Genomic DNA, 15,721 nt, shown 5'->3' with positions numbered 1-15,721 from the left:
CCTCGGTGAGACCATCGGAAACATCATTGTCCTCGGGAAACCCGATTATCCGACGAATAGGATGCGCTGTGGTCCGCCGCCGTTGAACGAATCCATTGATCCGGGCCGTGAAATGACAGTGACACGCTGCGTGTCTATGCCTATTCGGGACCTGCTGATGGAAGCAAGAGTGACGAAGTTTTGTGGCGGAAATGTCAGCGTTGAATAGTTCAAAATACGAAAAATTCGATGGATCCGCCATATAGATATAATTAAATTGCCGGACTTACGGGTGACGCTTCCTTTTTCGGATCAAATTGTTGTAATTTGAGCGGCGTAATTCATATCCCCTTGACGCAGCAAGGAGAGAGGCGAGTCGGCGCGGCGTTGATCCTCAGGAGCCGTCTTGAGCGCGCTCAAATGAACTTGATAAGCTTGAATGGGAGACGAGCGAAGGCTTCATCGGCGTCTCCTGGAACCCTGCTACGGATGAGCCTCGAAGTTCGATGATTATATTGCATGTGATATTGACAGTTAACCCTGAATTCGGCGGCCCGATTGAGGGGATCATGACCTCGGCGGGGATTTTGCGGGAGCAGGGGTGCGATCGGGAGATCCTGTCTTTGGATTCGCCGGACGATCCTTGGGTGAAGTCTTGTCCGCTGCCGGTCCATCCGATGGGGATCGCGCATCGCTCTTATCCCAAATGGCGCAAGCGGCTACCCTGGCTTCGCTACGGCTACACGCCGCATTTCGTGCCCTGGCTGCGGGAGAACGCGCGGCGCTATGACGCGATCGTCGTGAACGGGCTGTGGAACTACTCGTCCTTCGGGGCGTGGCGGGCGCTATCCAAGCTGGACGCACGCTATTTCGTCTATCCGCATGGGATGCTCGACCCTTATTTCAACAAGATCCAGCCGGTGAAGCGCCTGGCGAAGCAGGTTTTATGGTGGTTCAGCGAAGGCCCGCTGATCGCCAACGCCGCGCGGGTGATGTTCGTGACGGAGGAGGAGCGGCAGCTGGCGCGCCATTCGTTTTGGCCCTATCGGGGACGCGATCAAGTGGCGCCTTACGGGATCATCGACGTCGCGGGCGATCCGGCGGCGCAGGCGGCGCAGTTCCGCAGCCTGCTTCCGCGCCTGGGCGAGCGGGATTTTCTTCTTTTCCTGAGCCGGATCCATCCGAAGAAAGGCTGCGATCTTCTGATCGAGGCCTTCGCCGAGGTTGCGGCGCGCGAGCCCGGGCTCGACCTCGTGATGGCGGGGCCGGATTCGGTCGGCTGGGGGCAAAAGCTTCAGGATCTGGCGGCGGCGCGGGGGATTTCGGATCGGGTGCATTGGCCGGGCATGCTGAAGGGCGATCTGAAATGGGGCGCGTTTCACGCGACCCGGGCCTTTGTTTTGCCGTCGCATCAGGAGAATTTCGGGATCGTGGTGGCGGAGGCGATGGCCTGCGGCAAGCCGGTCCTGACGACGACCAAGGTGGCGACTTGGCGTGAGGTGGACGAGAGCGCTGCGGGGTTCGTCGAGCGCGACGATCGGGCCGGGATCATCCGCCTGCTGGAGCGGTTCCTGGCGCTTTCGGCCGAGGAGCGGGCGGCCATGGGCCAACGCGCGCGGCAAGGCTTCGTCGAGAAATTCGACATCGGCGCCTTCGCCCCAAAACTCATCGAAATCTTGAGAACGAGTTGAGACGATGGAAATACTCGACGCGAGCCTGACCAAGCCGACCGAAGGCGGGCCGACTTACTCGCTCGCCAATCGCGCCTTTCGCGCGGCCTGGATCCTGACCTGGGCGCTTCTCGCCTCCTGGACGCCGCCTTTTTTCAACCGCTGGAGACTTTTTCTGCTCCGCCTTTTCGGCGCGAAGGTCGCGCCCGACTCGTTTGTCTACAGCAGCGTCACCATATGGTATCCGCCGCATTTGGAGCTTGAGCGACACGCCTTGCTCGGGCCTCATGCGAACGCTTATTGCGTCGAAAAGATCACTTTGCGCGAATATGCGATCGTGTCTCAGGGAAGCCATCTTTGCACGGCCGGGCATGACATAGAGGACGTCAATTTCCAGACGGTCGCCCGACCGATCGTCATTGGCCCGCGCGCCTGGGTCGCCGCGGAATGTTTCGTCGGTCCTGGAGTGACGATCGGCGAGGGCGCCGTTCTGGGAGCGCGCGGCTGCGTCTTCCGCGACCTTGCGGCTTGGACGGTCTACGCCGGCAATCCCGCGCGTGAGATCAAGCAACGCAAAATCCGTTTTCCCATCCCTGATCGCGGCTGATATTTTTCATCTGAGACCGCCATTTTCAATCGACATGCTTTCGCCGCTTGGTCCCCGCGCGGCGCTTTGGCCCTTGCCGTCGTGTCGCGCTCCCGACGCATCGGATTGGTTCGTAAGACGCGGCATATGGTCCGCGTCGGCGCGCGTGGGCCACGTCAGGTGGGCGAGCCATTCGGATTCTGCTTTTCCTTTTTCGTTTCTCGCTTGTACGATGACAAAAAGGCCGTTGCTTCGCGGAAGAACAAAAAGAGCGTCGCTTCGTAGAACAGAGGTGTTCGCATGAGAACTGTCGAATGCCCGGGGCTTGGCCGAAAGGTCTCGACGCTTGGCTTCGGTTGCGCTTCGCTCGGGTCGCGAGTCTCGGAAGCGCAAGGTCGGCGCGCGCTGGCGGCGGCCTTTGAGCGCGGAGTCGACTGGTTTGACGTCGCGCCCGAATATGGCGACGGAGAGGCCGAGGCCATATTGGGGCGGTTTTTGATCGGAAGGCGGGACCGGGTCGTTCTTTCGCTTAAGATTGGACGGCGTCTGGTGAGTATCTCACCTGCCGCGCGGCTGCTGCGGCCCTTGGCTCGCCGCTTGGCCAGATTGTTCCCGGAGTTTTTGGGCGAATTCCCTTTGACCAGAACGGCGTCCTTGCGTCCACCGCTCGAAGCGGATGAGATCGAGGCTTCGCTCGCCGAGAGCCTGGCCCGGTTGCGGACCGATCATGTAGACGTTCTGGTTCTGGATGATCCGAGCCCTGAGGACTGCGTCAGCGACGCCATGCAGAAGGCCCTGCGGCGCATTCTCGACAAGGGCTATGCGCGCGCAGTCGCCATCTCCGGGGCGCCCGAGGCGATCGTCGCCGGCGCGGCGGCATCCGATCTCTTTCAGATCGCGCAATTCAGAGACAGTCCATTCGAGCAGGCTGCGGATCGTCTCCGAGCCGCGATCGCCGGAGGCGCGCGCCCGACTTTTGTGACCCATGGCATATTTGGCGGCGGCGTCTTCGACCGCGTTCTGCGTCTTCTCGGTTCGGACGGAGGCCGCTTGGCGGCGCTAGCGTCTCAATTGGGCTACGGGCCGCCTTATCTCGTGAACGAACTGCTGCTCGACTATGCTTTCGCCAATAATCCGGATGGCGTGGTCCTCGCGTCGATGAGCAATCTGACTCATATCGAGCTAAATTGCGCGCGCGCGTCAAATCCGCCGCGCGACGATGTCGCGCCCTTCGTCGTGAAATATATTGTCGAAGGGCGCTCTTGATTTTGAGTGAGCCCGCCATCCTGGTCGCTGCTTTGCGCATTGGCGACGGCGCGTTCCTCGGTCAGACTTAATCGTCGCTCTGAACGACATGAGACGCGCGCGTCGGCGAGCGGACGTCGACCGATTTAGGTTTGTCGGGATCGCTCCGAACCGGACTAAATCGCCCGGTCGAACTGTCGTGATTTCGCCCTGCGTCGGGCCGATAAGCCTCATTGTCGGCTCATCTGCAATGTCGAGGGTGCGAACCAGTCGAGTCGCGGCCTCGCGGGAAGATGCGAAGGAGGTCCAATGAAACCTCCTTATTCCGACGAGGACCGCGAAAGTCAGGCCTTGCGATATTTCGTGACGAACTGATCGATCAGATTATTGGCCTCGGTCGTGTCGAGCCATCCTTCGGCGATTTCTTCGGTTTTGAATTCACGTCCCAAGCTGAAGGGCTCTTCGTGGCCGTTCAACCGGAGCAGAGGGGCCCATTTGCCGCTCGGCAATTTCGTCAAAATAACTTCCTCGCCGTCTTGCAAGCTCATTTTTTCCTTCTCCAATGCGCGGCCGCGAAAGCCGCCAAGCTCGACTGTTGACGGGTTTTTCAAGCAATAAATACGCCATAGAGAAAGCAACAAACGCGCCACCGCCGCCAAAGAGCTTGCAAGCCTCGCCGACGCTCGCGACCGGGACCTCCGCGATACATACATCCCTCACCTGGCTTGCGCGGCCGGCTGCACCCATATTGATCGCCAGCTCACCGCGGCCATTCCGTGCAGAGCATTCAGACGATCCTGAAGCACTATCTCGCGCATCGCCGCGAGATCGCCGACAACCCCATCGACAAATTGGTCAAATTGCACGAGGGGCAGGGCGCTCCATCTCGTCGAAGTACTGAACCCTAATCGGCGATCCGTCGTCATCGGGTTCAAGACTTGAGCCATCTAGGCTCTTGATGGGCTGCGCAGGGTGGCGACGCGTCAGATGGATGCGTCGCACGCTGCGCAGGCGGGGTGAAGAGATCTGAGTTTTTTTTCCCGCAGAGCCAGCCGTATAGGATGGTTATAGACATCAAGCGCGTTTTGATGATGAGCGTCGCCCGTTCCGAAGCGGCCGTCATCATCGATGCAGCAAAGGGCCTCGCGACCATTCGCAAGGAAATTGAGTGCAAACCACTGCGTGCATCCAGGAGGAGCGCGGCCCACATCCATCGAGTGGGTCTTGCCTAGCCAGTCGAAACGAGGTCTGCACGTTGGATGAAAAAGGGGGAAAACAGACCTGCACCAGCGTAGAAAGTCGGTGTCTCGGGTAGTTCCATCGCCGACTCTTGTCAGATTGACTGGAAATTTGAAGTTGCGGGCTTCGTAAACGTGGTGCAGCGCCTTCAAATTTTTTATCACGAGTTCAAAGCTGAGGCCCATTAGCCGCTGGTGTTCCGCCGGGTCATGGGAATTCAGGGAGACATTGATAAAACCGAGATTTGGCGTCGAACATAGGCGTTCGATATGGCCCTTGCTCAGCGTCGTTCCATTCGTGAAATGACCAATTGGCGTGCGAGGAAGCTTCGTCGCCACGTATTCAAAAATCGCGTACATCCGATGGTCGAACATAGGTTCGTTAATGCGCGACGGGATGAAAAACTCGGGATGGACGTCTGAAGAAGCGATATCGTCGATGATCTTGTGGATGATGCCGGTGTCGAGTTTCTGGCCAATCCGATCAGACGTAGGATAGGGGCAGAATTCGCAAGTCGCGTTGCATTTGACATAGGTCTCTATGGAGAGGACCCGCGGCGATCGCATAAAGCGGTCATCCATGTATGTTGCTAGATAGGCTTCATAACCGCGACGTTGCTCTTCGTAAAAGGCTTGAGGACTGGACTCTGCCTTTATTGGCACGGATGCCGGCGACCCCTGTCTTCTTTTTTTCTTACGAGTGATCCAATCCAACATCCGCACAGTTGCCTTTCGCACGAAAGCTTAACTCAACCCCATTTTCTGGGAGCTTTCGCAAAAGGTCCATATGTTTTTAGGGGGTCACTCTCACCGGCATCGGTCCGCAACGCCGGCGGCTTTGCGCTCGGCAAGATCGCCAGGAGTCTTTCGACAAAGGAAACCGCAAAGGTCAGATGTACCGCTACCCGTAGGGCTGCCCGCAGTACGTTTCTGGGCTCCAAAGCTAATTAGAAGAGACGCTTAACCTATTGATTTTGATGGTGGGCGCACAAGGGCTCGAACCTTGGACCCGCTGATTAAGAGTCAGCTGCTCTACCAACTGAGCTATGCGCCCATCAAAATCATCGACGATAGGCGCTGGAAAGACGCTGAATTGGCTCCGCCAAGTAAAGCCTGGGCCTCGCAGCGAGGCCGTTCACCGCTCTCCAGCGTTTCGTTTCTCGAAGGCGAGAAAGCGTCGTCCGAAGTGGAGCTTCCTCTAGCAAACGCGCCTCGCCCTGTCCAGCGCTTCCTGTCGTCGTCGCGTCATCCCGCCAAAGCGTCAGGCCGCGACCGGCCGCGCTTGACCATGAGCTTGTTCAGCGCGGCGATATAGGCCCGCGCTGCGGCGACCAAGGTGTCAGGGTCGGCGCCTCTCGCGATGACCGACTTGCCGTCCTCGGAAAGCCGCACGGAGACCTCGGCCTGCGCGTCGGTCCCATGGGTGACGGCGTGAACCTGGAACAGCTCAAGCGTCGCGTGATGCGGCGCCAGCGCGAGAATGGCGTTGAAGATCGCGTCCACCGGACCATTGCCGGTCGCCTGATGGGTCTTGCGCTCGCCGTCGATCTCGAGCGTCAAGGCGGCCGATTGCGGGCCGTTGGTGCCCGCGATCACCGTCAAGGCGACGAGCTTGATGCGATCATGCGCATTGACGATCTCATCATCGACGAGGGCGACGAGATCCTCATCATAAACGATCTTCTTGCGGTCGGCGAGATCCTTGAACCGCGTGAAGGAATCCTCGAGCGCATTGTCGCCGAGCTCATAGCCGAGCTCCTTCAGCTTCTCCTTGAAGGCGTGTCGGCCGGAATGCTTGCCCATGACGAGCGAGGTCTTGCTCACCCCGACGCTTTCGGGGGTCATGATCTCGTAGGTCTGCGCATTCTTCAACATGCCGTCCTGGTGGATGCCGCTCTCATGCGCGAAAGCGTTCCGCCCGACGATCGCCTTATTGTATTGCACCGGGAAGGAGCTGACCGCCGAGACGAGCTTCGACGCTCGAGTCAACATCGTTGCGTCGATGTTGGTGTGATAGGCCATTGCGTCGCCGCGCACACGCAAGGCCATCACCACTTCTTCCATGGCGGCGTTGCCGGCCCTTTCGCCGAGCCCGTTGATGGTGCATTCGACTTGGCGCGCGCCGCCCTTGATGCCGGCGAGCGTATTGGCTACGGCGAGGCCGAGGTCATTATGGCAATGGACCGAGAACACCGCCTTGTCAGAATTGGCGACGCGCGCCCGCACCGTCTCGAACAAGGCCTGATATTCGTCCGGCACCGCATAGCCGACCGTGTCGGGAATATTGATCGTCGTCGCGCCGGCTTTGATCGCGGCGTCGACGCAGCGGCAGAGGAAATCAATTTCCGTCCGGGTCCCGTCTTCGGCCGACCATTCGACGTCGTCAACGAGATTGCGCGCCCGCGTCACGCTCGTCGTGATCATCTCCAGGACCTGCGCCGGCTCCTTCTGGAGCTTGTATTTCATATGCAGGGGCGAGGTCGAGATGAAGAGATGGATGCGGGGGCGGCGCGCATGGCGGACGGCCTCGGCGCAGCGGTCGATGTCCTTGGCCGCGGCGCGCGCGAGACCGGCGACGCCCGCCTGCTTCATCCGTTTGGCGATGGCCGAGACCGCCTCGAAATCGCCCTCGGAGGTCACGGGAAAGCCCGCCTCGATCATATCGACGCCCATGGCGTCGAGGAGATCGGCGACCTCGAGCTTTTCCTCGAAGCTCATCGAGGCGCCGGGCGATTGCTCGCCGTCGCGCAAAGTCGTGTCGAAAATAAAGACGGATTCGGAATTCGGGCGCGATTCCGCTTCGCCCTGGGTCGTGCTGGAATTTGTCATGGCTTCGGTCCGAAGAGAGTGGCGTTCAAGCTTGCGTCATCCCCTGAGCGCCCAGGCGTAGCCCGGCCGGCCCTCAGGGGCGGATAAGCAGAAGCAAACCAAGAAGGCGCAAAGCTCCGCCGCGCGCGGGGCGTCGCCCAGCGTCGATTCTCTTCGGCATGTCGGAGCGGATGGACACCTGAGCGTCTCACATCAAGAACTGATTGGAAACTTAAAGCGAATCTCTCGCAAATTCAAGCTTCATTCACGCGCCCGGCGCGCCGCTCGGCGAAACGGCGAGTATTTCCCGCGCCTTCAGGAGGTCCTGCTTGATTTGCGCGGCGAGCGCCTCGACTGAAGCGAATTTTGTCTCGCCCCTAATCCAGCCGAAGAAAAAGACTTCGATCGTCCGGCCGTAAAGATCGCCCGAAAAATCGAAGAGAAAGGCTTCGAGCAGGGGAGGGCCGTCGTCGACTGTCGGCCTTCGTCCGTAATTGGCGACGCCGTCATGCAGCTCTCCATCCGCCTCGACCCTAACCGCATAGACGCCGTGACGCAGGCGGCAGCTCGGGTCGGGCCTGAGATTGGCGGTCGGAAAGCCGATCGTGCGGCCGAGCTTTTGGCCTTCGACCACGGCGCCGATGATCGAATAGGGCCGCCCGAGTCGGCGCGCCGCGCCTTCGACGTCGCCAGCTTCGAGCGCGGCCCGGGTGGCTGTCGAGGAGGCGGCCTCGTCGGGCGCGCCGGGGGCGGCCGGGACCCGCTCCACGATCTCGACCTCGAAGCCATGTTTCGCGCCGGCCTCTTTCAGGAAGGCGGGCGTGCCGGCGCGTCCCGCGCCAAAATGGAAATCATAGCCGGCGACGACCGCGCCCACGGCGAGGCGACGAACCAGGATCTCGGCGACGAAATCCTCGGCCGAAAGCCGCGCCAGGGCCGCGTCGAAGCTGATGACGATCATGCCGTCGAGGCCCAGGCGCCGGAACGCCTTGGCTTTGGCGGCGGGAGGGGTGAGGCGGAAGATCGTGTTCGGGCCGCGAAAGAAATCGCTCGGATGCGGCTCGAAGGTGAGGACGGCGCAAGGCCGCCCGAGGCGATGCGCCAGCGCCTCGGCCCGGGCGACGACCGTCCGGTGGCCGCGATGGACGCCGTCGAAATTGCCAATGGCGACGACGGCCCCGGCGAGGCCCTTCGGCGGCGTCGCTGGATCGATGGCGAGGATGAATGCGTCGGTCGAGGATGGATCGGCCAATGGAACCTGTGACCTGTGGCGACTAGAGGGCCGCGGCGCCTTTAGAGCATGTTCCGAAAAAGTTACTCGGCTTTTCGGCATTTAGGCGTCGGAATATCCGACGTCTCACGAGAACATGCTCCAACTTGTTGATCTGAAGCGCGTTATTGTCGATTGGACGATTCCGTCTGATCGGAGCGCGCTTTAAGGGGAAGATCGGGCGGGAAACTGCCTCGGCGGGCGCGTCGCGTCAAGCATCGCGCGGCTCTTTTCCAAGGGCTAGCGCTCGTCGCGTCGCTCGGCCCGGCGTCGATTTTTCTCGGGCGATTTCGCGTCCGAATGCATTCGCTACCAAGCGAGTTCGGCGATCGCCGCGTTCGGAGCAAAGCCCGCGGCGGCAGTGAACTGCCGTAAGGCCGCCGCGTCGAGAGCGGCGTCGGCTGCCCCGCCATGCAGCTCCTGGCGATGAATTCCGGCAGTTACGAAAAGGCTGTCCAGTCCCTGGTCGCAGGCGCCTTTGATGTCGGTCCGCATGGCGTCGCCGATCGCCAGCACGCGGGCGCGGTCGAGCGCGCCGCCGCGAAGGTCCTTGGCTCGCGCGAGCGCCCGCTCGTAAATTGGCGCATGGGGCTTGCCCGCTTGTATAACCCTGCCGCCGATTGCGGCATAACGCTCGGCGATCGCGCCCGCGCAATAGATCAGGGCGTCGCCGTTTTGGACAACGATGTCCGGGTTGGCGCAAATAAAGTCGAGGCCGCGGGCCTGCATCAGCGCGAGCCGTGCGTCATAGTCCGCAGGCGCCTCGCGCGCAGGATCGACGAGGCCTGTGCAGAGAACGATTCCGGCTTCTTCGAGCGGGGCGATGCGCGGCCTTTGCCCGGTCGTTGCGAGAACCTCGTCGAAAAGGGCTGTCTCGGAGGCGGGACCAATATGGCAGACCGGCGTTCCAGCGCGCTCGATGAGCAGGCCGACGGCGACGTCGCCCGATGAGATCACGGCGTCATAGGCCTCTGGCGGGACGCCGAGCGCATCGAGATAGGTTCGCACAAGGCGGCTGGGGTTCGGCGCATTGGTGATGAGCGCGACGGCGCCTCCCTTTGCGCGAAAGCGGCGCAGCGCCTCGGCGGCCGCTGTGAAATAGGATGCGCCATTGTGGAGGACGCCCCAGATGTCGCACAAAATCACGTCATAGCCGTCGGCGAGATCGGCTAGGCCTCGAATGAGTCTCGGCAATGTCGGGCTTATCCTTGCAGCCGGCCTGACTGGCCGGGGTGAGGCGGAGCGGAGATCAGAAAAAGCTGTAAAATCAAGAGGCTCGCCGAAAGTCGGGGATTTGCCCCGCAGATCGATTTGAGCGTTTGGCGCCTGACTGTCAAGCCTTCCGAAGCCGAACGGATGGTCCGTGTGGCATATATGGCTCAATCATTTTTAATATTTATCATGTCATTGATTCGAAGCCTGTTGTCGCGGACTATGGCTAGAACGTGACGTTGGCGGCGCAATGGCCGCGGCGTCGATCGCGCCGCTTCGCTTGATCGCGTGGGAAGGGCGTTTCGTTGCGTGTCTTGCGTCTCGCCCGGCTTTGCACTTGCGTCTTGATTGCGGCTTTCGCCGGCGTAAAGGCAGCCTCTGCCGGTGCGTGGCTGATGCCGCCGGGGGAAGGGCAAATCATCGCCTCGACGGCCTTCTCCGGCTCGACCCGCGCCTTTGACGCGCGAGGCAAGCTTATTCCTGTTCCATCTTATGACAAGTTCGAGCTCGGAGCCTATCTCGAATATGGCGTGAACGATTGGCTGACCGTGATCGCCGCGCCGGCCTATGACCAAATCAAACAGCCGCCGCCCGCGGCGTCTTACGCCGGACTCGGCGAAAGCGAGATCGGCGCGCGGTTTGGCCTCTATCATTCAGACAATTGGGCCTTCTCCGCTCAGGCGAGCCTGCGCACCCCCGGCGCCTCGCTCAACGACACGCTCGCGCCGTCCCAGCCCAAGCGGGCGGGCGGCCTCGACTTGCGGCTGATGCTCGGACGCACGTTCGACCTTGCGGGGCTCCCAGCCTTCGCCGAAGTGCAGACGGGTTATCGGGTCTACGCCCAAAATCAGCCCGGAGAATATCGCTTGGATCTAACGCTCGGCCTTCGTCCGCTCCCGCAGCTTTTGGGCTTGCTGCAAAGTTTCAGCTCGATTTCGAAAGGTTCTGGCGGCGGCTTCAAGCACGGCTCCTGGCACAAGCTGCAGCCGAGCCTAGTCTATGATCTTTCGCCGCAATGGTCGGTGCAATTGGGCGGGTTCGTAACTGTGGCGGGCGTCAACGCGGGCCGTGAATTGGGGCCTTTTGCAGGGCTTTGGTATCGGTTTTAATTCGCTGGCCGGCCTTTTGCTTGAGACCGGGGGCGGCCTTGTCTATATGTCTGCTTGAAACTAACAAGACAAAATGGAAGCCTTGGCTTCAGGTCTTTGGGTAAGGAAACAACCCCGCATGGCAGGCGCCAATCATCAAATCGTTCGTCGTTTCGACCATCCGGGAGAGGGAGTCAGGCGGGCCAAATCAATCCCGAAGGGCCGCCAGGTCGATCCGATCGCGCAAGAGGAGATCGAGGCGCTCCTCGGCGACCGCTCCCGCCAGCGCGATCTTTTGATCGAGCATCTCCATCTGATTCAAGACAAATATCACCAGATTTCCGCGGCTCATCTCGGCGCGCTCGCCGATGCGATGAAGCTTTCTCTGGCGGAGGTCTTCGAGACCGCGACCTTCTACGCCCATTTCGACGTCGTGAAGGAAAACGATCCGCCGGTTCCGCCGCTGACCATTCGCGTCTGCGATTCCCTGAGCTGCGCTCTCTTCGGCGCCGAAAAGCTGCTTCATGCGGTGCGTTCGGGCGCCGGTCCTCATGTCCGCGTCGTGCGCGCTCCTTGCGTCGGGCGCTGCGACACGGCCCCGGTCGCTGAGGTCGGGCATCATTTCGTCGATCATGCGACGCCTGAGCGCGTCATCGCCGCGGTGGAGCAGGGTGAAACGCATCTGCATATCCCCGAGTATGTCGACTATGAGGCTTACGTCGCCAAAGGCGGCTACAAGCTTCTCGAACGGCTCCGGTCCGGAGCCTTGACCAGCGAAAGCCTATTGCAGGCGCTCGACGGCGCGAGCTTGCGCGGCCTGGGCGGCGCGGGCTTTCCGACCGCGCGCAAATGGCGTTCGGTGCTCGGCGAGCCGGGCCCCCGCCTCATGGCGGTCAATGGCGACGAAGGCGAGCCCGGAACGTTCAAGGATCGCTTCTATCTCGAATCCGATCCGCATCGCTTCCTCGAAGGCGCGCTGATCGGTGCGCATGTGGTCGAGGCGCCGGAGATCTATATTTATCTGCGCGACGAATATCCGGCGGCGCGGGAGATTCTGCTTCGCGAGATCGCTAAATTGCCTCCGGGCGACCCGATAATCCATCTGCGGCGCGGCGCGGGCGCGTATATTTGCGGCGAGGAATCCTCGATGCTCGAGAGCCTCGAGGGCAAGCGCGGCCTGCCGCGCCACAAGCCGCCGTTTCCGTTCCAGGTCGGGCTCTTCGGCCGCGCCACGCTCATCAACAATGTCGAGACCTTGTTCTGGGTGCGCGACATTGTCGAGAAGGGCGCCGAGTGGTGGACGCGCCAGGGCCGCAACGATCGCCATGGGCTGCGCAGCTATTCCGTTTCAGGTCGGGTCAAGTCGCCGGGCGTGAAGCTCGCGCCCGCCGGGGTCACGATCCGCGAGCTGATCGAGGAATATTGCGGCGGCATGGCGGAGGGCCATGAATTCCGCGCCTATCTGCCCGGAGGAGCGTCGGGCGGCATCTTGCCGGCTTCGATGGACGATATTCCGCTCGATTTCGGCACGCTGGAAAAATACGGCTGCTTCATCGGCTCGGCCGCCGTCATCGTGCTCTCGCAACAAGACGACATAAAATCCGCGGCGCTCAACCTCATGCGTTTCTTCGAGGATGAGAGCTGCGGTCAATGCACGCCCTGCCGCGTCGGCACGCAAAAGGCGGCCGCCCTTATGGAGGCGCAGGAGTGGGATCAAGACTTGCTCGGCGAGTTGAGCCAGACCATGCGCGACGCCTCGATTTGCGGGTTGGGGCAGGCCGCCTCCAATCCTTTGATGACCGTCATCAAATTCTTTCCTGAAGAATTCGCGCCCAAGGGAGCAGCGGAATGACCGATAAGATCAGCTTCGAGCTCGACGGACGGCAAGCCGAGGCCGCGCCGGGCGAAACGATTTGGCAGGTCGCCCAGCGGATGGGGACCGACATCCCGCATCTGTGCTACTCGCCGGAGCCCGGTTATCGCGCCGACGGCAATTGCCGCGCCTGCATGGTCGAGATTGAGGGCGAGCGGGTGCTCGCCGCTTCCTGCAAGCGCACGCCGAGCATCGGCATGAAGGTGAAGACGGCCAGCGAGCGCGCCGCCAAGGCGCGGAAAATGGTCATCGAGCTTCTGGTCGCAGACCAGCCGGCGCGGGCGACCTCGCATGATCCGGATTCGAAATTTTGGCATTGGGCTGACAAGGTCGAGGTCCACGCGAGCCGCTTTCCCGCCGCCGCGCGCTGGATCGGCGACGCGAGCCATCCGGCGATGCGGGTCAATCTCGACGCCTGCATCCAATGCGGCCTCTGCATGCGCGGCTGCCGCGAAGTGCAGGTCAATGACGTCATCGGCATGGCCTACCGCAATCATGACGCCAAGATCGTCTTCGATCTCGACGATCCCATGGGCGAATCCTCCTGCGTCGCCTGCGGCGAATGCGTGCAGGCCTGCCCGACTGGCGCGCTCATGCCTTCGGCGCTGCTCGACGAGCATCAGACCCGCACCGTCTATGCGGACCGGAGCGTCGATTCGCTTTGCCCCTTCTGCGGCGTCGGCTGCCAGGTGAGCTACCAGGTCAAGGACGAGCAGATCATTTACGCCGAAGGCCGCAATGGTCCCGCGAACCAAAACCGCCTTTGCGTCAAGGGTCGCTTCGGCTTCGATTATATTCACCATCCCCACCGCCTGACGAAGCCGCTCATCCGCCTGCCCAATGCGAAGAAGGATTCGAACGATCAAGTCGATCCGGCCAATCCTTTCACCCATTTCCGCGAGGCCACTTGGGAGGAGGCGCTCGACGTCGCCGCCAAGGGGCTCGTCAAGATCAGGGACGAGAAAGGCGTGAAGGCACTGGCGGGCTTTGGCTCGGCCAAGGGCTCGAACGAGGAAGCCTATCTGTTCCAAAAGCTGGTCCGCACCGGCTTCGGCTCCAACAATGTCGATCATTGCACCAGGCTGTGCCACGCCTCGTCGGTCGCGGCCTTAATGGAGGGGCTGAACTCCGGCGCGGTCTCGGCGCCCTTCTCGGCGGCGCTCGAAGCCGAGGTCATCATCGTCATCGGCGCCAATCCGACCGTCAATCATCCGGTCGCCGCGACCTTCATCAAGAATGCGGCGCAGAAGGGCGCGAAGCTCATCGTCATGGATCCGCGCGGGCAGACCTTGTCGCGCCACGCCTATAAGCATCTCGCCTTCAAGCCGGGCAGCGACGTCGCCATGCTGAATGCGATGTTGAACACAATCATCACTGAGGGGCTCACCGACGAGCAATATATCGCCGGCTACACCGAAGGCTTCGAGGAGCTGAAGGCGCGCATCGTTGATTTCACGCCGGAGAAAATGGCCCCGATCTGCGGAATCCCGGCCGAGACCCTGCGCGAGGTCGCGCGCCTCTACGCCAAGGCCAAATCCTCGATCATCTTCTGGGGCATGGGCATCAGCCAGCACATCCATGGAACGGATAATTCGCGCTGCCTGATCGCGCTCGCCCTCGTCACCGGCCAGATCGGGCGGCCTGGCACGGGGCTGCATCCGCTGCGCGGCCAGAACAATGTGCAAGGCGCTTCGGACGCCGGCCTCATCCCAATGTTCCTGCCCGATTATCAGCCGGTCGGGAGAACAGATCTGCGCGAGGCTTTCGAGCAGGTCTGGGGCCAGGAGATTGATCCGCAGCGCGGCCTGACCGTAGTCGAGATCATGAACGCGATCCACGCCGGCGAGATCACGGGCATGTATGTCGAGGGCGAGAATCCGGCCATGTCGGACCCCGATTTGCAGCATGCGAGGCAAGCGCTCGCCAAGCTCGATCATCTTGTCGTGCAGGATCTCTTCGTCACCGAGACGGCCTTCCATGCCGACGTGATCCTGCCGGCTTCCGCCTTTGCCGAGAAGCTCGGCACCTTCACCAACACCGACCGCCGGGTGCAAATGGGCCGCCCGGTCGTGTCGCCGCCCGGCGACGCGCGCCAAGATCTCTGGATCATTCAGGAGATCGCCAAACGCATGGGCCTCAATTGGAATTATCCAGGGCCCGCCGAGGTCTACACTGAAATGGCGAGCCTCATGCCGTCGCTCGCCAATATCAGCTGGGAGCGTGTGGAGCGCGAAGGCGCCGTCACCTATCCGGCGGATTCGGCGGACGCGCCCGGCAATGAGATCATTTTCACCACCGGCTTTCCGACTGAATCCGGGCGCGGCAAGATCGTCCCCGCCAATGTCGTCCCGCCCGACGAATTGCCGGACGACGAATATCCGATGGTGCTTTCGACCGGCCGGCTTCTCGAGCATTGGCACACGGGCTCGATGACGCGGCGCGCCAATGTGCTCGACACATTGGAGCCTGAGGCGGTCGCCTTTCTGTCGCCGAAGGACCTGCGCCGGCTCAATCTCTGGCCCGGCGATTTCATCCGGCTCGAGACGCGGCGCGGCGCCGTCGAGATCAAGGTCCGCTCGGATCGCGACGTGCCGGAGAATTTCGTCTTCATGCCCTTCTGCTACGCCGAGGCGGCGGCGAATCTTTTGACCAACCCGGCCTTGGACCCATTCGGCAAAATCCCCGAGTTCAAGTTCTGCGCGGTCAGGGTGACGCGCGCAGAAGCGCGTGAAGCGGCGGAATAAGATCCTTC

General features: G+C 61.6%; 12 protein-coding genes and 1 tRNA gene. 6 read left to right on the top strand and 7 right to left on the bottom strand.

Going from position 1 to position 15,721, the window contains the following annotated elements; genetic code table 11:
- Window positions 1-500: 500 nt before the first annotated feature.
- From METAC_RS0107325 to METAC_RS22740, 3 genes are all read left to right on the top strand, one after another.
- Window positions 501-1,670 (top strand): glycosyltransferase, encoded by a 1,170-nt coding sequence (locus tag METAC_RS0107325; RefSeq protein ID WP_245257439.1) that lies wholly within the window; start codon window positions 501-503, stop codon window positions 1,668-1,670.
- Between the two features lie 4 nt (window positions 1,671-1,674).
- On the top strand, window positions 1,675-2,256 hold the full coding sequence (locus tag METAC_RS0107320) for an LbetaH domain-containing protein (RefSeq protein WP_051335441.1): 582 nt from the start codon (window positions 1,675-1,677) through the stop codon (window positions 2,254-2,256).
- Window positions 2,257-2,535: 279 nt separating this feature from the next.
- Window positions 2,536-3,501 (top strand): aldo/keto reductase, encoded by a 966-nt coding sequence (locus METAC_RS22740; protein ID WP_051335440.1) that lies wholly within the window; start codon window positions 2,536-2,538, stop codon window positions 3,499-3,501.
- A gap of 323 nt (window positions 3,502-3,824) precedes the next feature.
- Here the strand turns inward: METAC_RS22740 and METAC_RS0107305 are convergent, their stop codons facing one another.
- The 7 genes from METAC_RS0107305 to METAC_RS0107275 all read right to left on the bottom strand — a co-directional run bounded on the left by METAC_RS0107305 (window position 3,825) and on the right by METAC_RS0107275 (window position 9,990).
- A complete protein-coding gene (locus tag METAC_RS0107305) occupies window positions 3,825-4,028 on the bottom strand; it encodes a hypothetical protein (RefSeq protein WP_026606521.1) in 204 nt (67 codons plus the stop codon).
- Between the two features lie 168 nt (window positions 4,029-4,196).
- Complete coding sequence (locus tag METAC_RS26370; RefSeq protein WP_156898134.1) at window positions 4,197-4,427, bottom strand: hypothetical protein; 231 nt, start codon at window positions 4,425-4,427, stop codon at window positions 4,197-4,199.
- 36 nt (window positions 4,428-4,463) lie between these two features.
- Window positions 4,464-5,435, bottom strand: a complete 972-nt coding sequence (locus tag METAC_RS0107295) for a radical SAM/SPASM domain-containing protein (RefSeq protein ID WP_156898133.1) — start codon at window positions 5,433-5,435, stop codon at window positions 4,464-4,466.
- Between the two features lie 261 nt (window positions 5,436-5,696).
- Window positions 5,697-5,772 (bottom strand) — tRNA-Lys (locus METAC_RS0107290).
- Window positions 5,773-5,963: 191 nt separating this feature from the next.
- Window positions 5,964-7,547 (bottom strand): 2-isopropylmalate synthase, encoded by a 1,584-nt coding sequence (locus tag METAC_RS0107285; protein ID WP_026606519.1) that lies wholly within the window; start codon window positions 7,545-7,547, stop codon window positions 5,964-5,966.
- 244 nt (window positions 7,548-7,791) lie between these two features.
- Window positions 7,792-8,778: a bifunctional riboflavin kinase/FAD synthetase gene (locus METAC_RS0107280; protein WP_026606518.1), complete on the bottom strand. Its 987-nt coding sequence runs from the start codon at window positions 8,776-8,778 to the stop codon at window positions 7,792-7,794.
- Window positions 8,779-9,105: 327 nt separating this feature from the next.
- Window positions 9,106-9,990: a TIGR01459 family HAD-type hydrolase gene (locus METAC_RS0107275; protein ID WP_084143939.1), complete on the bottom strand. Its 885-nt coding sequence runs from the start codon at window positions 9,988-9,990 to the stop codon at window positions 9,106-9,108.
- Between the two features lie 323 nt (window positions 9,991-10,313).
- Between METAC_RS0107275 and METAC_RS0107270 the strand changes: the two genes are divergently transcribed.
- The 3 genes from METAC_RS0107270 to fdhF all read left to right on the top strand — a co-directional run bounded on the left by METAC_RS0107270 (window position 10,314) and on the right by fdhF (window position 15,713).
- The gene (locus METAC_RS0107270) at window positions 10,314-11,117 is read left to right on the top strand and encodes a transporter (RefSeq protein ID WP_026606516.1); all 804 of its coding nucleotides are present in this window, start codon (window positions 10,314-10,316) and stop codon (window positions 11,115-11,117) included.
- 118 nt (window positions 11,118-11,235) lie between these two features.
- On the top strand, window positions 11,236-12,948 hold the full coding sequence (locus tag METAC_RS0107265; RefSeq protein ID WP_026606515.1) for an NAD(P)H-dependent oxidoreductase subunit E: 1,713 nt from the start codon (window positions 11,236-11,238) through the stop codon (window positions 12,946-12,948).
- Window positions 12,945-15,713 carry a formate dehydrogenase subunit alpha gene (fdhF, locus tag METAC_RS0107260; protein ID WP_026606514.1) on the top strand — a complete coding sequence of 923 codons (2,769 nt, stop codon included), beginning with the start codon at window positions 12,945-12,947 and terminating at the stop codon, window positions 15,711-15,713. The genes METAC_RS0107265 and fdhF overlap by 4 nt, the downstream gene beginning before the upstream one ends.
- Window positions 15,714-15,721 lie beyond the last annotated feature (8 nt).

Source organism: Methylocapsa acidiphila B2 (assembly GCF_000427445.1).
GTDB classification, from domain to species: Bacteria; Pseudomonadota; Alphaproteobacteria; order Rhizobiales; family Beijerinckiaceae; genus Methylocapsa; species Methylocapsa acidiphila.
This window is presented reverse-complemented; position numbering and strand designations above follow the sequence as displayed.